Source organism: Phenylobacterium sp., from assembly GCF_016793225.1.
Taxonomy (GTDB): Bacteria; Pseudomonadota; Alphaproteobacteria; order Caulobacterales; family Caulobacteraceae; genus Phenylobacterium.
This window is the reverse complement of the sequence record NZ_JAEUMN010000151.1, coordinates 1-22,845: the sequence shown is the minus strand read 5'-3', so window position 1 is coordinate 22,845 and position 22,845 is coordinate 1. Positions and strand designations below refer to the sequence as shown.

Genomic DNA, 22,845 nt, shown 5'->3' with positions numbered 1-22,845 from the left:
AGCGCGAGCTCGCCGGTCAGCCGTCCTCGCGGCAGGTTCGCGAACAGCGCCAGGGCGCCGGTGGCCGGGTCGATCTTGGGGTGCGCGGTCATGTTCCGCCCAAGCCGGCCGTCGAAGCTGTAGGGGCCGAGGGTCGCCAGGGTCCGGGGGTCGATCTCCACGGGCGGCGAGCCCTCCTCCAGCGCCAGGAGGCGGCCGGCGTGCCAGACGAGATTGGTGTTGGCCACGCCGTCGACCGGCCGCGGCCCCGCCTCGGGGTCGTCGCCGAACGGCCCCGCGGTCGCGAACAGCGCGCGCCCGGCGGCGTGCTCCCGGCTCCAGCGGCCGGTCCGGACCCAGCGGTTGCGGTAGCTCACCCGTCCGTCGGCGATCCGGAACGCATGGACCATGCCGTCGCCCATCAGCGGGTTGTACGGCGGCCGCGGCGGGAACTGCGGGTTCGGCCCGATGCGATAGTAGGTTCCGGCGAGGTCCGGCGGAAACGCGCCCTCGATGGCCAGATCGGGGCGATCGAGCTCCTCGCGCAACGGCCGGAAGCCGCGGGAGAGGAAGGGATCCTCGGGACCGTCAGCCATGTCATCGCCCTCCGCGCAGAGACGCAAGGAGCGCAACAACGCGGACGCGCCGGGGTCAAGCACATTGTTTCTATTGGAGATTTTTGGCGCTTCCGGTTCAGCTCGAGGCCTTTGTCAACCCCGTTGACGACGAAAAACGCCCGGCGCGGGTCTGCCGCCCCGGGCTCGGCGGTCCCGCAAGATGTTGGTCATCCCCCGGGGGCGGGCTAAGTCGACGCCATGTCCGCTCCTGCGACCCTGCACGTGATCTTCGGCCCCTCCGGCGCCGGCAAGACGACCTACGCCCACGCCTTCGCCCGCCGGGAACGCGCCGTGCCGTTCATCCTCGACGACTGGATGGCGCGCCTCTTCGCGCCCGACATGCCCGAGCCCATCGAATACGAGTGGATGATCGAACGGGTGCAGCGCTGCGAGGCGCAGATCTGGTCGACCGCCGCGGCCTGCCTGGCCGCCGGAACCTCGGTGATCCTCGACATCGGCCTCATGCGCCGCGCCGACCGCGCCAGGGTCCGCGAGATCGCCGAGGCCGCCGAACTGCCGCTGCAGTTCCACTTCGTCACGGCGAGCGCGGAGACGCGGCGCGCCCGGGTGGCGGACCGCAACGTCGTGCGCGGCGAGAACTTCGCCATCGAGGTCACGCCCGAGATGTTCGAGTTCGTCGAAGGCGTGTTCGAGGCGCCCGAGCCCGCCGAACTGGAAGGCGCGATCATCAGCGAGAGCGCGTGAACGGCGGAGGGGGCGCGATGCGCTGGACGATCCTGGTTCTGGGGGTGTTGATGGCGACGGGTGCAAACGCGGCCGAGCGGTTTCCACAGCTCGCGCCCGAGGCGATGACGCCGGCGCAGAAGGCGGTCGCCGACGCCATCCAGTCGGGGCCCCGGCGCTCGCTGGGCGGTCCGTTCAACACCTGGCTGCGCAGTCCCGAGTTCGCCGACCGGGCGCAGAAGGTGGGCGAGTACATCCGCTTCCGCTCGAGCCTGCCCGCGAGGCTGAACGAGTTCGCCATCCTCATCACCGCCCGCCACTGGAACGCCAAGTACGAGTGGTACGCGCACTATCCGCTGGCGCTGCAGGCGGGACTGAAGCGCGAGATCGCGGCCGACCTCGCGCAGGGGCGTCGTCCGGCCGGCATGGCGGCCGACGAGGCCGCCGTCTACGACTTCGCGACCGAGCTCCGCCGCGAGAGGCGGGTGGGCGACCGGACCTTCGGCGCCGCGAAGGCGGCGCTGGGCGAGCAGGGCGTCGTCGACCTGATCGCCGTCAGCGGATACTACGATCTCGTCTCGATGACCTTGAACGTGGCCGAGGTCCCCGCCCCGCCGGACGGCGCCCTTCCCCTCCCCGATCTTCCCTAGGCCGCCTGGCGCGACCGCCGGGCCTTGATTTTTGCGCCGCACAATCCTAGCTTCCCTGCCCCCGGGTCGCTTGCGCCCGCGGCCGGGTTGGGGATCACCAAGGCGAACCTCGAGTTACGATGGAAAAAGTCCCGATGACCGCCGAGGGCTACAAGGCCCTCGACGAAGAACTGAAGCGTTTGAAGACGGTGGAGCGCCCGGCGGTCATCGCCGCGATCGCCGAGGCGCGCTCGCACGGCGACCTCAGCGAGAACGCCGAATACCACGCGGCCAAGGAACGCCAGGGCTGGATCGAGGGGCAGATCGCCGAGATCGAGGACAAGATGGCCCGCGCGCAGGTCATCGACGTCTCGAAGCTCTCGGGCAGCCAGGTGAAGTTCGGCGCCACCGTCTCGGTGGTGGACGAGGACACCGAGGAAGAGGCCCGCTACCAGATCGTCGGCGAGCACGAGGCCGACGTGAAGCGCGGTCGCGTCTCCATCACCTCCCCCATCGCCCGCGCCATCATCGGCAAGGAAACCGGCGACGTGGTCGAGGTGAACACGCCCGGCGGCGTCAAGGCGTACGAAATCACCAAGGTGGAGTGGGTCTAGCCCCACGCCGATGGGCGCGCCCCGTCCCTTACGGATCTGGGCGGTCTCCGACGGTCGCGCCGGGATCGAGGCGCAGGCGCTCGGCCTGGCGGAAGCCATCGCCCGGCTGCGGCCGGCGCACATCACCCCCAAGCGCATCGGCTGGCGGTTCGGTCTCGGGCGCCTGCCCTGGCGCCTGATCCCGCCGGCGGCGCGGACGGGCGACCCGATCGCGGCGCCCTACCCCGACCTCTGGATCGCCGCGGGCCGCGCGACCCTGCCGCTTTCGACGCGCATGCTCGCGTGGGCCGGGGGCAAGACCTTCGTGGTCCAGACCCAGGACCCCCGGGCCCCGCTCGACCGCTTCGACCTCGTGATCCCGCCCGAGCACGACGGCTTGTCGGGCGACAACGTCTTCCCCATCCTCGGCGCGCCCAACCGCGTGACGCCCGAGCGGCTCTCGCTGGACCTGGCCCGATTCCGCGACACGCTGGACCCCCTGCCGCACCCGCGGGTCGCCGTCGTGATCGGCGGCCGGTCGAAGGCCCACGACCTGCCGGCCGGCCTGGCGACCGAGCTCGGCGAGCGGATCGTGCGGTCCGTCGGCGCGGCCGGCGGCTCGGTGATGGTCACCTTCACCCGGCGCACGCCCGCGCCCGCGCGCGAGGCGCTGGCCGCCGCGCTCTCGCGCCTGCCGGGCGTGATCTGGGACGGGTCGGGCGAGAACCCCTACTTCGCCTACCTCGCCGCGGCGGACGCGATCCTCGTGACGGAAGACTCCACCAATCTCGCCACCGACGCCGCGTCCACGGGGCGGCCGATCTTCGTCCTGCCCATGCAGGGGCGCAGCGCCAAGCTGGCCCGCTTCCATGCCGAGCTGCGGCGCCGCGGCCTGGCGGCGCCGTTCGTCGGCGAGCTGACAGCGGAACCGTATGAACCTCTGCTAGAAACCGACCGGGCCGCCCGCGAGGTGTTGCGCCGATACGACGGCTCAGGCTGAACGATCCGGGAAGCTCAACCGTAGGCAATGGTTTCTTGCCGGGCTCGCCCGTCTCGGTAACCTTAGCTAAGGAATTGTGGATACGATCCCGCACGAGGGACGAATCCGATTCGCATTTTGGGGGCCGCACAGTGGCGATCTTTTTCTTCGAGGACATGACGGCGGATCAGGCGCTCGCCTACACGCCTGCCGACCAAATCGTCTTCACCACGGCGTCGCTGTCCGCGGCCCAGGTCGCGGTGATCTTCATCCCGTTCACCGCCACCACGCCGGACTTCATCCAGATCCAGGCGCCGTTCAAGACCCTGACCTTCAACGACCCGGGCTCGATCCGGGGCGAATCCGACTTCGTCTTCCAGGACAGCTCCAGGCTGTTCGTCGGCAACGCCGGCGACGACTCGTTCGCGGGCAGCGCGGCGGCCGACGGCCTCTACGGCTCGACCGGCAGCGACACGCTGGACGGCGCGGGCGGCAACGACGTGCTTCAGGGCAACCAGGGCGACGACTCGCTGGTCGGCGGCGCCGGCCTCGACGTGATGTACGGCGGCCGGGACAACGACACGATCAACGGCAACGCGGGCGGCACGGCCGACCTGCGCCAGTTCGCCCAGGGCAACCTCGGCAACGACTCGATCGTCGGCGGCTCGGGCGCCGACCTGATGCTCGGCGGCCAGGGCAACGACACCATCGACGGCTCGACCGGCGGCGGCGACTTCATGCTCGGCAACCTCGGCGACGACAGCGTCCTGGGCGCCGCGGCCGGCTCCGACACCCTGGGCGGCCAGGACGGCGCCGACGTGCTGGACGGCGGCGGCGGCGGCGCCGACTCGCTCGACGGCGGCGAAGGCAACGACTCGCTCGTGGGCGGCGCCGGCAACGACACCCTCGACGCCGGGAACGGCGACGACACCGTGACCACGGGCGCCGGGGCCAACGTGGTCCTGGCCGGCGGCGGCGCCGACTCGGTCGTGGGCGGCGCGGCCGCCGACAACATCTCCGGCGGCGAAGGCAACAACGTCCTCCAGGGCGGCGCAGGGGCCAACACCATCACCGCGGGGTCGGGCAACGACTCCATCTCGGCGCTGGTCGACAACGACTCCATCGACTCCGGCGCCGGCAACGACACCATCAGCGCCAGCTCGGGCAACAACACGGTCAACTCCGGCACGGGCGACGACAGCGTCACCGTGGGCGCCGGCGACGACGTGGTGTCCACCGACACGGGTGACGACACCATCGCCGCGGGCGGCGGCAACGACACCATCAACGGGGGCGCGGGCGTCAACGTCGTCACCATGGGCGGCGGCGGCGGGTCGGTCACGACCGGCACGGGCACGGACACCGTTTCCGGCGCGGCGCTCGACACCATCTACAGCATGGGCGCGGGCAACGACTCGATCTCGTCGGGCGCCGGCAACGACAGCGCCGACCTCAGCGACGGCGACGACACCTACTCCGGCGGCGGCGGCAACGACAGCGTCAGCGGCGGCGCCGGCGGCGACAACATCACCACCACCGGCGGCAACGACACCATCTCCACCGGCGAAGGCGAGAACACCGCCGCGGCGGGCGCCGGCAACAACAGCGTCACGGGCGGCGGCGGCAACGACATCATCACGACCGGCGCCGGCAACGACACCATGACCGGCGGCGCCGGCAACGACACGCTCACCACGACCACCGGCCTCGACATCCTGAACGGCGGCGCCGGCAACGACGTGATCACCTACTCGGGCCGCGGTTCGGTCACGGCGGACATCGGCGACGACACCGTCGACGGCTCCGCCAGCGCCGTCGACAGCATCATCGACACCTCGAGCGGCAACGACAGCATCACCTCGGGGACGGGCGCCGACACGATCAACGCCGGGGTCGGCGACGACACGATCACCGACGCGGGCGGCGACAATGTCATCAACGGCCAGGGCGGCGGCGACCGCGTCACCACGGCCGGCGGCAACGACGCCATCACGCTCTCGAGCGGCAACGACACGATCAACGCCGGCGCGGGCAACAACACCCTCGTGGGCGGCGGCGGCAGCGACCAGATCACGGCCGGCAACGGCAACGATCAGATCACCGGCGGCTCCGGGACCGACACCATCACCACCGGCGATGGCTCCAACACGGTCAGCGGCGGCGGCGGCAACGACAGCATCGTCGGCGGCGCCGGCGTCGACAACATCACGACCACCTCCGGCGCCGACACGATCGACGCCGGCGCGGGCGCGAACGTGATCAACGGCGGCGACGGCAACAACAGCATCACCGGCGGCGCGGACGCGGACACCGTCACCACCGGCGTCGGAACGGACACCATCACCGCCGGCGACGGCGCCAACGTGGTGGCGGCCGGCGGCGGCGGCGACTCGGTGCTGGGCGGCGCGGGAACGGACAGCATCACCGGCGGGACGGGGGTCGACACCCTCACCGGCGGCGGTGCGGCCGACACCTACTTCTTCGCGGCCGGCGACACCGGCATCACGCTCGCGACCTCGGACCAGATCACCGACTTCGCGGCGGCCGACCGCTTCGAGTTCGGCCTGTCGGCGGGTTCGGGGACCAACTTCACCGACGGCGGCGCCGTGGCGGACTACGCCGCGGCCCTCGCGGCGGCGAACACCGCGATGAACGGCACCGTCATCTACGCCGTCTACACGGTGGGCGCCGACAACATCGTGTTCGTCGACTCCAACGGGGATGGAACCGCCGACCAGTCGGTGCTCCTCGTCGGCGGCGGCACGGTGACCTCGGCCAGCTTCATCTAGCGGCCCGACGATCCGGGACCTGCGGGGCCGCCCTTCGGGGCGGCCCTTTGCTTTTGGCGCGCATCAGCGCATTCGAAGCCGATGACCCGCCTGGTGACCCTCGCCTCGACGCGCCGCGGACGCGCGGCCGCCTGCGCCACGGGCCGTCCGCCGGCGCGCTTCGCCGGCCGCCCCGTTGCTGCCCGCTTCCTGGCGCATCGTCGGCCATGACCGGTCCCCGAATCCTCTTCGTCGTAGACGCCGGACCCGCCGTCGGCGGCGGCCACGTGATGCGCTCCCTCACGCTCGCGGGCGCCCTGGAAGCCCAGGGCGCGAGCACCACCTTCGTGGGCCCGCCGGCCATGGCCGACATGCTGGATGCGTTCGCGCCCGCGACGGCGCGCGTCCCCGCGGCGGACCTGGGCGCCACGGCTATGGCCGAGACGTTCGACGCCATCGTGTTCGACCATTACCGGCTCTCCGAGCCGGACCATCGCGCGATCTCGCAGGGCAAACCGGTACTCGTCATCGACGACCTGGCCGACCGGCCGCTCGGCGCGGACCTCCTGCTCGACGCGGGGCCGGCCCGGACCGCGGCGGACTATGCGGACCTTGTCCCTGAACGCGCGCGCCTGCTGCTCGGGCCCGACTACGCGTTGGTGCGGCCCGAGTTCGCCGCGCTTCGCGAGCCCGCGCTGGCCTGGCGGGGCGAGCCGGTGCAGCGGATCCTCGTGGCCATGGGCCTGACGGACGTCGGCGGCGTCACCGCACGGCTGGTGGAGCGCATTCGTCCCCGCCTGGCCGACGAGGGGCTCGACATCGTGCTCGGCGCCGCCGCCCCCAGCCTGCCGGGGCTCGCCAAGGTCGCCCGCCGGGACCCGCGCCTGGCCCTCCACGTCGACACCCCGCACATGGCCCGCCTCACGGCGGAGGCCGACATCGGCGTGGGCGCGCCGGGATCGTCCAACTGGGAACGCTGCGCCCTGGGCCTGCCCTCCATCCTGGTGGTGCTCGCCGACAATCAGAGGCCGGCGGCCCTCGCGATGCAGGAGCGCGGCGCCGCCCTGGTGGTCGACCTGGAGGCCCCGGAGTTCGAGGCCGCCTTCGATCGGGCCCTCACGCGGCTCATGCGCGACGCCGAGCTGCGGCGCGACCTCGCCCGCAGGAGCGCGGACCTGTGCGACGGCCTGGGCGCAGGGCGTGCGGCCCAGGCCTTCCTGGCCCTGGTCGCGGCGCGGGCCGAGCCGCCGGAGCGCAGCCGGCCCTAGACCCAGCTAGCCTAGCGATTTCAACAACTTCCGACTGTCCCGGCGAATGCCGGGACCCAGATCCACGCGCGAGATCGTGGTGGGAAGGGCTTCGAGCGTACGGACCCCGCTTCCGAGCCCTTCCATCTGGATCCCGGCCTTCGCCGGGATGACCGGAATTGGGGACGGACGCCAGGCCGGCGTCAGGCGGCGATCGAGTCCGGGCGGACTGCGCCTTCGTAGACGAAGGCGGCGTCGTCCAGGTCGATGAGCGGCAGCTCGTCCTTCTCGCGCCAGTAGTCCTGGCTATGCTGCCACTCCGGCTTGTCCCCGCGCTTGGGCAGGAGGTGCATGCCGCGCATCAGATAGCCCGGATTGAAGTTCTCGGGATCGATCCAGGTCGAGAGCGGCATGTCGGCGTCCTCGGGGCGCAGCGCCACCGACACCTTCTTCGCCTGCTTGGCGTCCATGTGGTTCAGGAGCCGGCACACGAAGTCGCCCACCAGGTCGGCGCGCAGCGTCCAGCTGGCGCGGAAGTAGCCGAACACCCAGACCATGTTCGGGACGCCCGTGAACATCATGCCCCGGTAGGTCACCGTGTCGGCGAAGTTCAGCGGCTTGCCGTCGACCACGAATTCGATGTCGCCCAGGACGTTCAGGTTGAAGCCGGTGGCGCTGATGACGACGTCGGCTTCCAGCAGGTCGCCGGACTTCAGCCGCACCCCGCCTTTCTCGAAGCGCTCGATCTCGTCGGTGACGACCGACGCCTTGCCGGCCTTGACGGCCTCGAAGATGTCCCCGTCAGGCACGAACGCGATCCGCTGCCGCCAGGGACGGTAGGTGGGCGTGAAGTGCTTGGCCGTGATCTCGGGGCCCACGAAGGCGCTGACGCCGGCGAGCAGCTCCTGCTTGACCGCCTCGGGCTCGTCGAACGAGCGCCGGGTGAAGGCGTCCTGGTCGTGCAGGATCTTGCGGCGCACGATCTCGTGGATCCAGGTCTCGTCGATCTTCAGCTCGCGCAGCACGTCGGCGAGCTCGTTGGCGTTGCGGCCGGGGATGAAATAGGTCGGCGAGCGCTGCAGCAGCGTCACATGGCCGACGTCGCCGGCGATCGCGGGCAGGACCGTCGCCGCCGTCGCGCCCGAGCCGATCATGACGACCTTCTTGCCCTTCAGGTCCAGGTCGTCCGGCCAGGTCTGTGGGTGGATGATCCGGCCGTCGAAGTCGCCCATGCCCGGCCACTCGGGCGTGTAGCCTTCCGAGTGCCGATAGTAGCCCTGGCACATCCACAGGAAGTTGGCGGTGATGGTGACGGGATTGCCGTCGCCGTCCGTGGCCTCGATCGTCCAGGCGTTGGCCTTCGAGGACCAGCTGGCCCGGGCGATCTTGTGCCGGTAGCGGATGTGGCGCGCGAGGTCGTTCTCCTCGATCACCTCGCCCATGTACGAGAGGATCTCCTCGGCCGTGGCGATCGGCGGGCCTACCCAAGGCTTGAAGCGGTAGCCGAACGTGTAGAGGTCGCTGTCGGAACGGATGCCCGGATACTTGTGCGTCAGCCAGGTGCCGCCGAAGCTCTCCAGCGCCTCGAGCACCACATAGCTCTTGCCGGGGCACTGGGTCTGCAGGTGGTAGGCGGCGCCGACGCCGGAAATCCCGGCTCCGACGATCAGGACATCGAAATGCTCAGCGGTCACGTCAGGCCTCCCCCGGATTGTTTTCGCCGTCAGCGTCCGCGCCGCGGGCCTGCTCGGCCTTGATCGAGATCAAGCTAAGTTATCATTGATAACGAATTCGGAGGCGTCAACCGGCAACCCTGCCCGCGGCGGCGCGGGCAGGGCGCGCGCGGCGGGTTGTGCTACGACCGGGACTTCGCCGGCAGGAAGCGGCTGTTGCGCAGGAGCCCGGCGCTGACCAGTGCCACGAGCACGCCCACCGGGAAGATCTCGATGAAGGTCATCGGCAGCCGGAAGACTGGCGAGCGGTAATTCACGGCCATCTCGGCGAGATCGCGCTCCAGCGCCTTGTAGGCCTCGCCGGTGAGGCCTTCCGCGCGCCGGGCCTGCAGCGTGGCGCTGACGTACTGGTCCATGAACGCGTAGTCCGTGGCCGCGAGATACGCCTCCCAGGCCGCCACATAGGCCAGCGACGCCAGGACGGCGATCGCGAGCCCCACGCCCAGCGCCGGCAGGAAGCCGATGACGCCGCCACGCACCTGGTCGCGGTACTGCTTCACGCCGACCAGGACGAGGGACAGCCCCAGCAGCATGATCAGATAGCCCAGCCAGACATTGCCGTGGGGCGTGTCGCCGTTGAGTACGACGGTCGCGATGATCCCCCCGATCACGACGAGCCCCGAGATGAGGCCATAGACGAATACGATGCGGGCCATGCCGCTCCTCCGCGTTGCGTGTTGACGCAGCCAGCCTCGTCGCTCCCGGCCCCGGCGGCCTATCGCCCAAACGGGTGAATTCGCCCCGATCGGCCGTTCGGACTACGGAATCAGGTCCAGTTCCCGGGCGCGCCCGACGGCCTCGGTCCTCCGGCTGACGCCGAGCTTGGCGCAGGCGTTGGCCAGATGCGTCTTCACCGTGTTGGGCGAGAGCCCCAGGGTTCGCCCGATCTCCTTGTTGGACTGACCGGTGGCGAGGATCTCGAGAACGCGAAGCTCCTGCCGTGTCAGCCGCAGCGAGGCCAGCGCCGCCTCGTTGCGGACGAAGCCGGGCCCGCGCCGTCGGGCGGCGAGACGCCAGCCGAGCCACGCCCCGCCGGCCGAGAAGGCCAGCGCCAGGATCGCGATATAGGCCTCCAGCGCCAGGCCGTGACTGAGCTGGCGGTACTCCAGCCACTGCAGCAGGAAGGCCCCTGCCGCCAGGGCGATCGCATAGGGCGCCGCGAACCGAACCATCGGTCGAACATGCCGCGTCGGCGCTTACGGTCAAGGCGGGGCCCCCAATCGGGGGGTGTCTGCCCGGACCTGCCAGGCGACAAGGCCCGGCGGTCCCGCGCGGGGACGGCTTGGCGTCGGGGGAAGAACTCATGTTGATGAAAGCCATTGTCGCGGGCGCGGTCGCCGCCCTGGGGCTCTCGACGGCCGTTTCGGCCGCGACCCTGAACCCGACGGGCTACACCTTCGACGCGGCCACCGACTGCGGGTCGTTCTGCTACCACGACGCGGGCGTCTTCACGGGGGCCGGGTCGCCCCAGCCGGTCACCCCGTTCGGCGAGCTGACCGACGGTGTCCTCGGCTACGCCGGCTGGGCGGTGGACGGGGCCGCACCCTGGGTCGGCTGGACCGACAGCGTCGTGAACATCGACTTCTCGTTCGGCGGCCCGTTCAACTTCACCCGCGTCGACGTCGGCACGACCCAGGACAACCTGCTCGACGTCGTCCTCCCGAACCTGCGGGTCTTTTCCTCGAACAACGGCGTGGACTGGCTCGAGCGCTGGTCTCTCGTCACGCCGCCCAGCGACGCCAACAACAACCCGGACCTCTCCACCGCTCCGCACGTCTTCCTGACGCTCAGCGGCGCCAGCTTCGACGCGCAGTACGTCCGCCTCGAGGTGCGCAATCAGGGCGGCGGCTACGGGCCGTGGTCCTTCATCGACGAGGTCGACTTCACGGGCGGCGGCGTGGTCGGGGGCGTGCCCGAACCGTCGGCCTGGGCCCTCATGATCGCTGGGTTCGGCCTGGCGGGCGCGGCGCTTCGTCGGCGGACCGCCGCCGTCGCCTGACGGCGTCCGCGCCGGTCAGGCGCGGGGGTTCTTCCGGCCGGTTGCGAGCTTGTTGCGCACCTCGCGCCGGACGCGGCTGCAGAAACGGTCGCCGTGCTCCGCCATGAAGCTCGCGACCGCCTCCCGGTCCCGCTGCGAGAGGTAGCGGAGCGCCCAGCTGACCGCCTTCTCGACCATGTCCTCGCGATCCCCGGCGAGGCGCAGGCAGATCGGCAGGGTGCGCCCCGGATCGCCCCGGCGTCCCGGCAGGCTTCCGTTCAGGCCGACGGTGGCCACGAGGGCGGATCGTCGGAGCCACATCCTCGGCGACGTCGACCAGCGGTCGACCAGGGCGTCCGAAATCCGGCCCTCGGCCCATAGCGGCCCCGACAGCTGCGTGCCGAAGGCGTCGGTGGCGTACCAGGACTCCACGCGGTCCACGAAGTCCTCGATCTCGCCCTCGCCGATCGCCGCGAAGGCAGGGCCGTGGAAGCGGATGAGCTCGTATGCGATCCACTTGCCGGGCTGATCCGTGCGCCGTTCCAGCGCCTGGGCGGCCAGGATCACCGTGCCGGCCGGCGCCGTCTTCAGCCGGGCCGACCAGCTCCGGCGCACGGCGCGCCATGCGGGGGTGTCGCGCCGGGGGAGCGCCAGCAGCTCGGCGCTGAGTTCGTCGGCGATGTCCTGCGGGCCCACGGCCTCAGGCTAGCATGTCCCAGGCGAGCGGCTCACCCCGCTGCAGGTCCCGGCTCGCGGCGCGTCCGAGCACCTCGTCGAGGCAGGCGGGCGGCAGGCCGTTGCCCGGCCGGATGGACCGCACGTTGTCGCGGCTGAGGAGCTCCCCGGCCTTCACGTCCGCCGAGACGTAGAGCGAGCGGCGGAAGAGCAGGTTTCCTCGCTCCGAGCCCAGGACGTCGTAGTGCGCCTTGCCCAGGGACGCCCAGGCCGCCTTCGTGTCGTCGACCAGCGCCCTGAACTCGGCCGGCTCCAGGCTGAAGGCCGCGTCGGGACCGCCGTCGGCCCGCGCCAGGGTGAAGTGCTTCTCGATCACGCTGGCGCCCATGGCCACCGCGGCGACCGAGGCGGCCGTGCCGGGGGTGTGGTCCGACAGGCCGATCGGGCAGTCGAAGCGGGCGGCCATGTCGGTGACCGTGCGCACGTTGGCGTCGGCGAACGTGGCCGGATAGCTGGAGACGCAGTGCAGCAGGACCACGCCGGCCGCCCCGGCCTCGAGGGCCGTGTCGCGCGCCGTCCGGATCTCGGCCAGGTTCGCCATGCCCGTGGAGATGATCAGCGGCTTGCCCTTGGCCGCGGCGTAGCGGATCAGCGGCAGATCGACCGCCTCGAACGACGCGATCTTGTAGGCGGGCGCGCCCAGGTCGGCGAGCAGGTCCACCGCCGTCTCGTCGAACGGGCTGGAGAACAGGGTCACCCCGCGGGCCCGCGCGCGCTCGAACAGGGCCGCGTGCCACTCGAACGGCGTCTGGGCCTCCTGGTAGAGCTCGTAGAGGGTGCGCCCGTCCCACAGACCGCCGTGGATCGTGAACTCGGGGCGGTCCACGTCCATGGTGATGGTGTCGGCCGTGTAGGTCTGGATCTTGATCGCGTCGCAGCCCGTGTCGGCGGCGGCGTCCAGCATCTGCAGCGCCCGGTCGAGGCTGCCGTTGTGATTGCCGCTCAGCTCGCAGATCACGTAGGGCGGCTGGTCCGCCCCGATGCGGCGGCCGGCGATCTCGATCTCGGGTCGATTCGGCATGGGGCGACGATACGCCTGCCCCTTGAAGCCGGCGTTAACTAAGCCGCGAACGGTCGGCGGGGCCGGCGAGCCGCTTGCGGCTGCGCGCGCCCCAGGCCACGCCCGCGGCCACGCCGAGGGCCAGCGCCACGCCGGCGATCCACGCCAGCAGCTTCAGGCCCATCCACAACGCCCATCCGGCGCCCAGCGCCAGGAAGCCGAGGAAGACGATCCCGGCGATCTTCAACTTGTCGCTCATCGGCCAGGAACGGGATCGCGGCCCCTTCGTTCCGCCGTCCGCGGCGGAACCCGTCGCACGCGCCGAGAATCCCGCCTAAATAAGAGGGATGTCCGAACCTCGCTCCGTCCGCTGCCTCATCGTCGGGTCTGGCCCCGCCGGCTACACCGCCGCCATCTACGCCGCCCGCGCGCTCCTGAAGCCCGTGCTGATCCAGGGCATCCAGCCCGGCGGCCAGCTCACCATCACCACCGACGTGGAGAACTACCCCGGCTTCGCCGACGTCATTCAGGGCCCCTGGCTGATGGAGCAGATGCAGGCCCAGGCCGCCCACGTGGGAACCGAGATCGTCACCGACATCGTGACCCGGGCCGACCTCTCGCAGCGTCCGTTCCGCCTGGAGACCGACAGCGGCCAGGTCTGGCTGGCCGAGACCCTGATCATCGCCACCGGCGCCCAGGCCAAGTGGCTGGGCCTGCCGACCGAGGCCAGGTTCCAGGGCTTCGGCGTCTCGGCCTGCGCCACGTGCGACGGCTTCTTCTACCGCGGCAAGCAGGTGGTGGTCGTCGGCGGCGGAAACACGGCGGTCGAGGAGGCGCTGTTCCTCACGAACTTCGCCTCGAAGGTCACGGTGGTGCACCGCCGCGGCGAATTCCGCGCCGAGCGGATCCTCCAGGAGCGCCTCTTCAACCACCCGAAGATCGAGGTGATCTGGGACAGCGCCATCGACGAGGTGCTGGGCGACACCGATCCCCTCGGCGTGACGGGCGTCCGGCTCAGGAACGTCAAGACCGGCGAGGTCCGGACCGTCGCCTGCGACGGCGTCTTCATCGCCATCGGGCACGCCCCCTCCTCCGAGCTCTTCAAGGGCCAGCTCGAGATGGACGCCAGCGGATACCTGAAGGTGAAGCCCGGAAGCGCCTCCACGGCCATCGAGGGGGTGTATGCGGCCGGCGACGTGACGGACGACGTCTACCGCCAGGCGGTGACCGCCGCCGGCATGGGGTGCATGGCGGCCCTCGAAGCCGTGCGGTTCCTGGCCGAGCAGGACCACAAGGCCGCCCACCAGCCGATCAGCCACGGCGAGGCCCAGAAGATCGGGGCCTGGTGAGCGCGTGAGCATCCGCCACGCCCGCCCCGGCGATCACGCGGCCATCGCCGAGGTGAACGCGCTCGCCTTCGGGGGCGCCGACGAGGTCCGCCTCATCGAGCGCCTGCGCGCGGACGGCGACGTCCTGTTCGAACTGGTGGCGGTCGAGGACGACCGCGTGATCGGCCACATCCTCTTCAGCCGCCTCTACGCCGACCGGTCCGAGCTCTTCGCCGCCCTGGCGCCTTTGGCCGTGCGGCCGGGGCAGCAGCGCGGCGGGACGGGTTCGGCCCTCGTGCGGGCGGCGCTGGAGCAGGCGCGGGAGTTCGGCGCGCACGGCGTCCTCGTGCTCGGCCACCCGGCGTACTATCCGAGGTTCGGGTTCGCGGCCGAGACCGCCGCGCAGGTGGCCAGCCCCTATCGCGGGAACCCGGCCTTCATGGCCCTGGCGCTCGAGAAGGACGCCTTCGGCGCCCCCCTCACCGTCGCCTACCCGGACGCCTTCTCGGGCTGATCAGTCCGTCGCCCGCTGCACGGGCGCGGACGCCGCGGCCTTGGCGTCGAGATCGCGTTCCAGCGTCTCCAGCGTCTGGTTGATGCGCCGCACCTCGTCGGGCGTCGGCTGGCGGCGGGTCGACATCAGCACGCCCATCACGCGCTGGCGTTCGCCGCCGGGCACGGTGGGATCGACCACGCTGTAGGTCCGGACTTCGCCCGCGACGGCCAGGGTGATCTTGCGCTCGGCCAACTGCGCCTCGGTCTGCACCGGGAAGTCGCCGCCCTGGGTGCGGGCGTCGATCGCGCCGAGCACGGCCGGGCTCAGGTACGCTTCACCGCCGGCGTAGCGTCCCGTGAAGGCCGGCGGCTCGCCCCACGGCCCCGTCCAGCGGTAGAAGATGTGCTGGCCCACCTGCTTCATCTTGACGAGCGTGGGGGCCCAGTAAGGGGCCACGTACTGGGCATGATAGTGCGTGGCCGACCCAACGGACGTCTCGACGTAGCCGTTGAGCGCGCGTTCCGCCACGGCCCGGGCCCGCGACCACAGGGCGGGCATCGGCTTGTAGCGGAGCGATCCGTCGCAGGTGAAGGTGAACTGGCAGCCCGTGGCGCGCGCCGACCCCTGGTAGACCACGCCGCACACCGACTTCGGGTACGCCGGGTGGCGCAGCCGGTTCAGCACGACCTGGGCGACCGCCTCCTGCCCCACCTCGGGCTCGCGCGCGGCCTCGTAGTACACGGCCTCGGCCAGGCACTGGACGGCTCTCGCCCGGTCGGCGCCCGAAGCCTTCAGCACGAAGGGCCGCATTGGCCGGATCGGCAGGGTGGCGAAGGGCCGGAGCGCGTTGACCTCCTCGGCCGTCTGCCCTTCCGCGGGGCCCAGGCCCAGGTCCGGCACGTCGTCGAGATCCAGCCGCTCCCAGCCGCTCGTCCGGCCCCAGCGGTCCGGCGCCCGCGAGCCGGGGTCGTGGCGCAGCGCCAGCGCGCGCATCGCCGGGTCCATGCCCGACGCCAGCTGGAGGAGGCCCTTGTCCGAGATCTCGCGCGAGACGAAGCGCGCCGGCTCGGGCTCGCGCGGCGCACAGGCCGTCGCGCCCAGGAGCACGGTGAGGACCGCCGCGGTCCTCGCCATCGCCCGGCTCGGGCGCGGCCGTCTCAGATCCGAAAACGCCAGGGACCACCCCTCCGAGCAAACCTGCGGCCGTCGCATATAGGCGCAAACGGGCGGCATTTTGACCCCCGATCGCAAATCGCGTGCCGGTGCGGCCCGCCCGCCCCGGCGGATCACCGTTCGAATCGCCCTTGCACATCCCCACGTCAGGCCTATATCATGCGCCTTATGCTCGAAGTGAGCATAAGGGGTGCGGGCGCCGGTCTTGCGGGCCAGGCGCCCTTTCATAGGCCTGAGAAATGCTCACTTTGAGCATAAGGAGGCGCGCCATGGCCGACGGGTTCCAGTTCGCGTTCACGCCAGACGTCGAGGCAGCCACCGCCCCCGCATGGGAGAAGGTGAAGCGCCACGTCACGCCCATGGAGTGGCGCCTGCACGCCCCGCTGATCGCCGAGATCAACCGCCTGAAGCGGGAGAAGGACGCGGTCATCCTCGCGCATAACTACATGACGCCCGAGATCTTCCACGGCGTGGGCGACTATGTGGGCGACAGCCTGGGCCTCGCCAAGGAAGCCGCGCGCTCGGATGCGAAGATCATCGTCCAGGCCGGCGTGCACTTCATGGCCGAGACCTCGAAGATCCTGTCGCCCGAGAAGCGCGTCCTGATCCCCGACCTGCGCGCCGGCTGCAGCCTCGCGTCCTCGATCACGGGCGCCGACGTGCGCCTGATCAAGCAGCGCTACCCGGGCCTGCCGGTGGTCACCTACGTGAACACGACCGCCGACGTGAAGGCCGAGACCGACATCTGCTGCACCAGCGCCAACGCCGTCCAGGTGGTGGAGGAAGCCGCGCGGCAGTGGGGCGTCGACCGGGTCATCCTCATCCCCGACGAGTTCCTGGCCCGCAACGTCGCGCGCCAGACGCACATCGGCATCATCGCCTGGAAGGGCCGCTGCGAGGTGCACGAGCGCTTCACCGCCGAGGACATCCTGGAGATCAAGGCCGCCTACCCCGGCGCCGAGGTTCTGGCGCACCCCGAGTGCCCCGCCGAGGTGCTGGAGGTGTCGGACTTCGCCGGCTCGACGGCGGCGATGAACGACTACGTCATCCAGCGCCGGCCCAAGCGCGTGGTGCTGATCACCGAATGCTCGATGGCCGACAACGTGGCGGCCGACGCGGTGGACACCGAGTTCGTGCGCCCGTGCAACCTCTGCCCGCACATGAAGCGCATCAGCCTCGAGAACATCTACGAGGCCCTCGTGCACGACCGCTACGAGGTCACCGTCGATCCGGCCATCGCCGAGCGTGCGCGCCTGGCGGTGCAGCGGATGGTCGACCTGCCGCCGCCGGCGCAGCCGGCCCGCTACGACCTCGTGAAGGCCCGCCATCACGTGGACGTGGAGCTGATCTGAGGTGGCCCTGGAGGCGACCTACGCGCCGGTCATCGCGACCGTGACGGCCCAGCCCATCGCGGCGGTCGCGGCGCGCGTCCGCGCGGACCAGATGGGGCAGGTCGTGTTCGGCGCGCTGGAGCGCGTCCACGCGGCCCTGCGGGCGGGCGGCGCGTACAGCCCGTACTGGGGCGACGTGGTCCTGTGCGAGGGCGAGGACGACGACGGCGTCATGGAGCTTCGCATCGGCGTCGGCGTCGCGCGCCCCTTCCCGGGGCTGGGCGCCATCGCGCCCTGGAACACGCCCGGGGGCGAGGCGGTGCAGGTCACCCATCGCGGGGCGTGGTCCGAGCGCCTCTCGGCCCATCAGGCCGCCAGGGACGCCGCGGCCCGCCTGGGCCGCCGGCTGACCGGCGTGCACTGGGAAGTGCACGGCGCCTTCGACCTCGCCGCCCGCACGCGGCCCACCGACATCTTCTACGAGGCTGTCCATGGCTGAGCGCGTTCGTCATGAAGGCGTGGTCGTGGTGGGCGCCGGGCTCGCCGGCCTGTCCGCCGCCCTGGCCGCCGCGCCCGCCAGGGTGCTGCTGCTCAGCGAGGCCCCGCTGAACCAGGGCTGCTCGTCCGCCTGGGCGCAGGGCGGGCTCGCCGCCGCGCTGTCGGCCGACGACACGCCCGACCTGCACGCGGCCGACACCATCGCCGCCGGCGCCGGGCTGGTCGTGCCCGAGGTCGCCCGCCTGTTGGCCGCCGAAGGCCCGGCCGCGGTGCGCCGGCTGGCCGACCTGGGCGCGCCGTTCGACCGGACGGCCGACGGCGACTTCGCCCAGAGCCTCGAGGCCGCGCACTCCCGCGCCCGGGTCGCACGCGTGAAAGGCGACCAGGCCGGCCGCGCGATCATGGACGCGGTGACTGTGGCCGTGCTCGCGGCCGCGCACGTGGAGGTCCGCACCGGGGCGAAGCTCACGGGGCTGCTGCAGGACGCCGCCGGCCGCATCGGCGGCGTGGTCGTCCGGATGGGCGGCCGCTCCGTCGAGATCGTCGCCCGCGCGGTGGTGCTGGCCACCGGCGGCGTCGGCGGGCTCTACAAGGTCACGACCACCCCGGCCGAGCTCCTCGGCGAAGGCCTCGGCCTGGCGGCGCTGGCCGGCGCGACCATCGCCGACCCCGAGTTCGTCCAGTTCCATCCGACGGCGATCGACATCGGCCGCGACCCGGCGCCGCTGGCCACCGAGGCCCTGCGCGGCGAGGGCGCCGTCCTGGTCAACGCCGACGGCGAACGCTTCATGGCCCGCTATCATCCCGACGCCGAGCTGGCGCCGCGCGACGTGGTGGCCCGCGCCATCCACGCCGAGCTGGCCGCCGGCCGCGGCGCCTTCCTCGACGCGCGCGATGCGGTGGGGGCGCACTTCCCGGCCGAGTTCCCGGCGGTGTTCGCCGCCTGCATGGGCGGCGGCGTGGATCCCCGGGTCCAGCCGATCCCGGTCGCGCCGGCCTGCCACTACCACATGGGCGGCATCGCCACCGACACGGACGGCCGCACCTCGCTGCCCGGCCTCTACGCCGCCGGCGAGTGCGCCTCGACCGGCCTGCACGGGGCCAACCGGCTCGCGTCCAATTCGCTGCTGGAGGCGGCGGTCCTCGGCGCGCGCGCCGGGCGCGCCGCGGCGGCGGAGACGGCGGAAGCCCGCCCGCTCTTCGCGGTGACGGCCCCCGAGCTGCCCGCGGACGACCTCCAGCTCCTGCGCGGCGCCATGAGCCGCGACGCGGGCGTCGTGCGGGACGCCGAGGGGCTTTCCCGGCTTCTCGGGGTGATCGACGCGCTCGAGGCCCGGCGCGGCCGCAGCGCGGCGCTGGTTGCGGCTCGCTTCGTCGCGCAGGGCGCCCTCGCCCGCCGCGAGAGCCGTGGGGGACACTTCCGCAAGGACTTCCCGGCGACGGGAACCGACGCGCGGCGCAGCATGGCCACGCTCGCCGACGTGGACCGGCCTGGAGTGAGGTACGCCGCCGAATGATCGAGCCCCTTCCCGACCTCCTGATCGCCCCCGTGGTTCGCGCCGCCCTCGCCGAGGACCTGGGCCGGGCGGGCGACATCACGGCCCGCGCCTGCGTCCCTGCCGACGCGCGGCTGACCGCCGACTTCGCCGCCCGCCGCGGCGGTGTGGTGGCGGGCCTGTCGGTCATCCGCCTGGCGCTCGCGGAGCTCGACGCCGGCGTCGCCATCGACCTGCTCACCGACGACGGTCAGGCGGTTCCCGCCGGCACGCGGCTCGCGCGCGTCAGCGGCAACGCCCGCGCGATCCTCACGGCCGAGCGCACGGCCCTGAACCTGCTCGGCCGCCTCTGCGGCGTCGCGACCCTGACCCAGGACTTCGTGGATGCTGTGGCCGGCACGGGGGCCAGGATCACCGACACCCGCAAGACCACGCCGGGCCTGCGCCACCTCGAGAAGTACGCCGTGCGCTGCGGCGGCGGGATCAACCACCGCTTCGGCCTCGACGACGCCATCCTCATCAAGGACAACCACGTCGCCGCCTGCGGCTCCGTGGGCGAGGCCGTGCGCCGCGCCAAGGCGTTCGCCGGCCACCTGGTCAAGGTCGAGGTCGAGGTCGACAGCCTGGTTCAGCTCCAGGAGGCCCTCGCCCACGATCCCGACGTCGTGATGCTGGACAACTTCAACCTCGAGGACATGCGCGAGGCGGTGAAGCTGGCCGGCGGCCGCGTCACGATCGAGGCGTCGGGCGGGGTCACGCTCGAGACGGTGCGCGAGATCGCCGAGACCGGGGTCGACGTCATCAGCGTCGGCGCGCTGACGCATTCCGCCCGGGTGCTCGACATCGGCCTCGACGCCGTCGGCAACTAACCCGGGGCCCGCGGGTTGACCTCGTCCCAGACGAGGAGGACCCGATGACTTCGAAAGCCCCCCCGATCCCGCCCGAACAGCGCTCGTCCCCCGACGAGAAGCCGGACGTCGCCGGCGCCGACATCGGCCGCCGCGACCGCGTCACGGGCCATCAGTCGAGCCAGCCGGGCGACGACGACACGAACCTCGACCAGCAGGGCCGGCACGGCGACATCAACCAGAACACCCACCACCAGGGTTACCAGCAGGACCGCTGACATGCCGGACAAGCATCCCGACACCGAACGCTGGGGCGGCCCCGGCGCCAGCCACGAGGACCGCTCCGAGCCGAAGCCGAAGGACAAGCCGCGCGACGGACGCGGCCCCGACGAGCCGACCAACACCCAGTTCAGCGGCGTGTCCGGCGGCGGCGGCGAACGCGACCGCCACCACGCGCACGACGCCAAGGGCAAGACGGACAGCCAGCAGAACAGCGTCCAGCGCGGCAAGTCGGGCCAGCACTGATCGGGTGGGGGCCTTCGTGGCGCCTGCAGAGGCGCCCCCACAGTTAGTGGGGTTGAGGCGCTCCTTTCGCAGCTGTCATCCCGGTTTCCGCGCCGCGGAAAACCGGGACCCATACGCGCCCGATGGTTGTCGCCGCGGTGCGGCGGCGCGGCTGCGGTGGTTCTGAGGCGCGGAGTCTATGGGTCCCGGTCTTCGCCTGCGGCGAAACCGGGATGACAATCCCGCGTCGGCGGGAAACGGCGTCCCGATCAGCGTGTACTCAGCCCGCCGTCTCCATCCGCGCCGCCGCCTCGGTCGCCGCGGCGAAACGGGCGTCGGCCACCTGGGCCATGTTCGCCTTGACCTGCGCCAGGATCTCCGGCCGCGCCAGCTCGGGCCGGCCGCCGTCGAAGGGCGGCGCGGGGGCGTACTCCAGGCCGAGCTGGATCGACTCGGCGAAATCGCGCCCCGCCAGTTCCTCCAGCAGCACCAGCGCGAAGTCGATGCCGGCCGTGACCCCGCCGCCGGTGATGACATTCCCGTCGCGGCAGACGCGCTCTTCGCTCACGGTGGCGCCCAGCGGCTCCAGCAGGTGCCGCCACGCCCAGTGGGACGCGGCCCGCCGGCCCTTCAGGAACCCTGCCGCGCCCAGGATCAGCGAGCCCGTGCAGACCGAGGTGAGGTAGCGGGCGCCGGCGCCCAGCCGCCGGATCTCGCGCATGAACGGCTCGTCCAGCATGGCCGCGGCGGTGCCGAAACCGCCGGGCACGAGCAGCACGTCGCAGCGCTCCAGCTTGGCCAGGTCCGCCAGCTTCGTGAACGTCAGCCCCTCGGCGTCGATGTCCTGTCCGCCGACCGAGGCGGCGACGACGTCGGCGTCGGGCGTCCGCACCAGCACCTGGTGAGGCCCGGTGAAGTCCAGGTGGGTCACGCCGGGGTACAGCGCGATGACGATCTGCAGTCGGGACATGGCGGCCTCCGCGAGTTGACCCGCACCGTTTAGGCGCGCTACGCCTTGTCCGAAACGACAGAGTTCCCGCAAATCCTGCCATGACGCGCCACATCGCCTTCGTCATCTTCCCGGGCTTCCAGATCCTCGACACCGCCGGCCCCCTCGCGGCGTTCGAGATCGCGGAGCGCCTGCGGCCGGGCGCCTACGCCTTGTCGCTCCAGGCGCCGGGCGGCGGATCCGTCGCCAGCTCCTGCGGCGCGGCCATGGACGCCGAGCCCCTGGGGCCGGGGCCGTTCGACACCGTCCTGGTCTCCGGGGGCGACGGCACCCGCGACCTCGCCGCGCTCGCGAGCATCGTCGCCTGGCTGAAGGCGACGCCGGCGCGCCGCCGCGCCAGCGTCTGCTCGGGCGCCTATCTGCTGGCCGAGGCGGGGCTGCTGGATGGCCGTCGCTGCACCACCCACTGGGGCCGCACCGACGACTTCGCGCGCCGCTATCCCAGGGCGAAGCTGGACGCCGACCGCATCTTCGTGCGCGACGGCGACGTCTGGACCTCGGCCGGCATCACCGCCGGCATCGACCTGGCCCTGGCGCTCGTCGAGGACGACCTCGGCGTCGAGGCGGCCCGCCGCGTCGCCCAGCAGCTGGTCGTCCACCAGCGCCGCCCCGGCGGGCAGTCGCAGTTCTCGGCGCTGGTCGACCTCGGCGGCCGCACCGGCCGCTTCGCCGAGCTGATGGACTGGATGCGCGCCCACCTCGCCGAGCCGCTCACCGTCGAGCGCCTCGCCGAACAGGCGGCCATGAGCCCGCGCAACTTCGCCCGCGCCTTCGCCGCCGAGACGGGGACCACGCCGGCCAAGGCGGTCGAGCGCCTGCGCCTGGAGGCCGCCCGCACCGAGGTCGAGGCCGGCCGCGCGCCTATCGACCGCGTGGCCGAGATCGCCGGCTTCGGCGACCCCGAGCGCATGCGCCGGGCCTTCCTCCGCGCCTTCGGCCAGCCGCCCCAGGCCCTCCGCCGCGCCGCCCGCGCCTGATGCGGCCGCTCGGCGCCCCTAGTCCGCCCGGCCGTGGGCTCGCAGCAGGCGCAAGGCCTCGTTCTGGCGCTTGACGATGCCCAGGAGCTCGCGCCGCCGCAGGGCGTCGACCTTGTCGTGCAGGTGCATGATCTCCAGCTCGGCGCGCAGGTTGACGATGTAGTCGTGCTCGGCCGCCTCCCGGTCGCGCTGCGCGGCCCGGTTCTGGCTCATCATGATGATCGGCGCCTGGATCGCGGCCAG

General features: G+C 72.0%; 26 protein-coding genes. 16 read left to right on the top strand and 10 right to left on the bottom strand.

The window, feature by feature from the left end; all coding sequences use genetic code 11:
* Positions 1 to 575: carotenoid oxygenase family protein (locus JNK30_RS17730; RefSeq protein WP_293484220.1), on the bottom strand; the 575-nt coding region annotated here is incomplete at its 3' end.
* A gap of 219 nt (positions 576 to 794) precedes the next feature.
* Between JNK30_RS17730 and JNK30_RS17725 the strand changes: the two genes are divergently transcribed.
* From JNK30_RS17725 to pseG, 6 genes are all read left to right on the top strand, one after another.
* Positions 795 to 1,301 carry an ATP-binding protein gene (locus JNK30_RS17725; RefSeq protein WP_293484218.1) on the top strand — a complete coding sequence of 169 codons (507 nt, stop codon included), beginning with the start codon at positions 795 to 797 and terminating at the stop codon, positions 1,299 to 1,301.
* 17 nt (positions 1,302 to 1,318) lie between these two features.
* A complete protein-coding gene (locus JNK30_RS17720) occupies positions 1,319 to 1,930 on the top strand; it encodes a hypothetical protein (protein ID WP_293484216.1) in 612 nt (203 codons plus the stop codon).
* A 119-nt stretch (positions 1,931 to 2,049) separates the two neighbouring features.
* Positions 2,050 to 2,523, top strand: coding sequence for a transcription elongation factor GreA (gene greA, locus JNK30_RS17715; RefSeq protein WP_293484215.1), 474 nt, complete (start codon positions 2,050 to 2,052; stop codon positions 2,521 to 2,523).
* A 10-nt stretch (positions 2,524 to 2,533) separates the two neighbouring features.
* Positions 2,534 to 3,502, top strand: coding sequence for a mitochondrial fission ELM1 family protein (locus tag JNK30_RS17710; protein WP_293484214.1), 969 nt, complete (start codon positions 2,534 to 2,536; stop codon positions 3,500 to 3,502).
* Positions 3,503 to 3,633: 131 nt separating this feature from the next.
* Entirely contained in the window at positions 3,634 to 6,270 is a 2,637-nt protein-coding gene (locus JNK30_RS17705) for a calcium-binding protein (RefSeq protein ID WP_293484213.1), read from the top strand.
* A gap of 206 nt (positions 6,271 to 6,476) precedes the next feature.
* Positions 6,477 to 7,517: a UDP-2,4-diacetamido-2,4,6-trideoxy-beta-L-altropyranose hydrolase gene (pseG, locus tag JNK30_RS17700; RefSeq protein WP_293484211.1), complete on the top strand. Its 1,041-nt coding sequence runs from the start codon at positions 6,477 to 6,479 to the stop codon at positions 7,515 to 7,517.
* A 182-nt stretch (positions 7,518 to 7,699) separates the two neighbouring features.
* On the opposite strand, the gene JNK30_RS17695 is transcribed toward pseG, so the two are convergent.
* The 3 genes from JNK30_RS17695 to JNK30_RS17685 form a co-directional block, all read right to left on the bottom strand.
* Entirely contained in the window at positions 7,700 to 9,190 is a 1,491-nt protein-coding gene (locus tag JNK30_RS17695; RefSeq protein ID WP_293484209.1) for an NAD(P)/FAD-dependent oxidoreductase, read from the bottom strand.
* 161 nt (positions 9,191 to 9,351) lie between these two features.
* Positions 9,352 to 9,885 carry a DUF4199 domain-containing protein gene (locus tag JNK30_RS17690; RefSeq protein ID WP_293484207.1) on the bottom strand — a complete coding sequence of 178 codons (534 nt, stop codon included), beginning with the start codon at positions 9,883 to 9,885 and terminating at the stop codon, positions 9,352 to 9,354.
* 102 nt (positions 9,886 to 9,987) lie between these two features.
* Positions 9,988 to 10,401: a LuxR C-terminal-related transcriptional regulator gene (locus tag JNK30_RS17685; RefSeq protein ID WP_293484205.1), complete on the bottom strand. Its 414-nt coding sequence runs from the start codon at positions 10,399 to 10,401 to the stop codon at positions 9,988 to 9,990.
* 137 nt (positions 10,402 to 10,538) lie between these two features.
* Here JNK30_RS17685 and JNK30_RS17680 point away from each other — a divergent pair, with 137 nt between their 5' ends.
* Positions 10,539 to 11,228, top strand: coding sequence for a PEPxxWA-CTERM sorting domain-containing protein (locus tag JNK30_RS17680; protein ID WP_293484203.1), 690 nt, complete (start codon positions 10,539 to 10,541; stop codon positions 11,226 to 11,228).
* 15 nt (positions 11,229 to 11,243) lie between these two features.
* On the opposite strand, the gene JNK30_RS17675 is transcribed toward JNK30_RS17680, so the two are convergent.
* The 3 genes from JNK30_RS17675 to JNK30_RS17665 are packed head-to-tail and all read right to left on the bottom strand — an operon-like array spanning position 11,244 to position 13,201.
* Positions 11,244 to 11,903, bottom strand: coding sequence for a DNA alkylation repair protein (locus JNK30_RS17675; RefSeq protein ID WP_293484202.1), 660 nt, complete (start codon positions 11,901 to 11,903; stop codon positions 11,244 to 11,246).
* A gap of 4 nt (positions 11,904 to 11,907) precedes the next feature.
* The gene (pseI, locus tag JNK30_RS17670; RefSeq protein WP_293484200.1) at positions 11,908 to 12,963 is read right to left on the bottom strand and encodes a pseudaminic acid synthase; all 1,056 of its coding nucleotides are present in this window, start codon (positions 12,961 to 12,963) and stop codon (positions 11,908 to 11,910) included.
* 34 nt (positions 12,964 to 12,997) lie between these two features.
* The gene (locus JNK30_RS17665) at positions 12,998 to 13,201 is read right to left on the bottom strand and encodes a hypothetical protein (RefSeq protein ID WP_293484199.1); all 204 of its coding nucleotides are present in this window, start codon (positions 13,199 to 13,201) and stop codon (positions 12,998 to 13,000) included.
* 88 nt (positions 13,202 to 13,289) lie between these two features.
* Between JNK30_RS17665 and trxB the strand changes: the two genes are divergently transcribed.
* Both trxB and JNK30_RS17655 read left to right on the top strand, forming a co-directional pair.
* Positions 13,290 to 14,291 (top strand): thioredoxin-disulfide reductase, encoded by a 1,002-nt coding sequence (gene trxB, locus JNK30_RS17660; protein WP_293484198.1) that lies wholly within the window; start codon positions 13,290 to 13,292, stop codon positions 14,289 to 14,291.
* Between the two features lie 4 nt (positions 14,292 to 14,295).
* Positions 14,296 to 14,784 (top strand): GNAT family N-acetyltransferase, encoded by a 489-nt coding sequence (locus JNK30_RS17655; protein WP_293484196.1) that lies wholly within the window; start codon positions 14,296 to 14,298, stop codon positions 14,782 to 14,784.
* On the opposite strand, the gene JNK30_RS17650 is transcribed toward JNK30_RS17655, so the two are convergent.
* Positions 14,785 to 15,900 (bottom strand): cell wall hydrolase, encoded by a 1,116-nt coding sequence (locus JNK30_RS17650; protein ID WP_293484195.1) that lies wholly within the window; start codon positions 15,898 to 15,900, stop codon positions 14,785 to 14,787.
* A gap of 308 nt (positions 15,901 to 16,208) precedes the next feature.
* Here JNK30_RS17650 and nadA point away from each other — a divergent pair, with 308 nt between their 5' ends.
* From nadA to JNK30_RS17620, 6 genes are read left to right on the top strand one after another with little or no spacing between them, the layout of a single operon-like run.
* Positions 16,209 to 17,291 (top strand): quinolinate synthase NadA, encoded by a 1,083-nt coding sequence (nadA, locus tag JNK30_RS17645; RefSeq protein WP_293484194.1) that lies wholly within the window; start codon positions 16,209 to 16,211, stop codon positions 17,289 to 17,291.
* A gap of 1 nt (position 17,292) precedes the next feature.
* On the top strand, positions 17,293 to 17,769 hold the full coding sequence (locus tag JNK30_RS17640; protein WP_293484192.1) for a hypothetical protein: 477 nt from the start codon (positions 17,293 to 17,295) through the stop codon (positions 17,767 to 17,769).
* Positions 17,762 to 19,285, top strand: coding sequence for an L-aspartate oxidase (locus JNK30_RS17635; protein WP_293484191.1), 1,524 nt, complete (start codon positions 17,762 to 17,764; stop codon positions 19,283 to 19,285). Before JNK30_RS17640 ends, JNK30_RS17635 begins: the two co-directional genes overlap by 8 nt.
* Positions 19,282 to 20,133, top strand: a complete 852-nt coding sequence (nadC, locus tag JNK30_RS17630; RefSeq protein ID WP_293484189.1) for a carboxylating nicotinate-nucleotide diphosphorylase — start codon at positions 19,282 to 19,284, stop codon at positions 20,131 to 20,133. Before JNK30_RS17635 ends, nadC begins: the two co-directional genes overlap by 4 nt.
* A 44-nt stretch (positions 20,134 to 20,177) precedes the next feature.
* The gene (locus JNK30_RS17625) at positions 20,178 to 20,390 is read left to right on the top strand and encodes a hypothetical protein (protein WP_293484188.1); all 213 of its coding nucleotides are present in this window, start codon (positions 20,178 to 20,180) and stop codon (positions 20,388 to 20,390) included.
* Between the two features lies 1 nt (position 20,391).
* A complete protein-coding gene (locus JNK30_RS17620; protein ID WP_293484187.1) occupies positions 20,392 to 20,637 on the top strand; it encodes a hypothetical protein in 246 nt (81 codons plus the stop codon).
* Between the two features lie 259 nt (positions 20,638 to 20,896).
* Here the strand turns inward: JNK30_RS17620 and JNK30_RS17615 are convergent, their stop codons facing one another.
* Entirely contained in the window at positions 20,897 to 21,586 is a 690-nt protein-coding gene (locus JNK30_RS17615) for a DJ-1/PfpI family protein (RefSeq protein ID WP_293484185.1), read from the bottom strand.
* A gap of 80 nt (positions 21,587 to 21,666) precedes the next feature.
* Between JNK30_RS17615 and JNK30_RS17610 the strand changes: the two genes are divergently transcribed.
* Positions 21,667 to 22,602: a GlxA family transcriptional regulator gene (locus JNK30_RS17610; RefSeq protein ID WP_293484184.1), complete on the top strand. Its 936-nt coding sequence runs from the start codon at positions 21,667 to 21,669 to the stop codon at positions 22,600 to 22,602.
* A gap of 18 nt (positions 22,603 to 22,620) precedes the next feature.
* On the opposite strand, the gene JNK30_RS17605 is transcribed toward JNK30_RS17610, so the two are convergent.
* Positions 22,621 to 22,845 (bottom strand): DUF1003 domain-containing protein (locus JNK30_RS17605; RefSeq protein WP_293484182.1); only part of this gene is annotated, 225 nt, incomplete at its 5' end.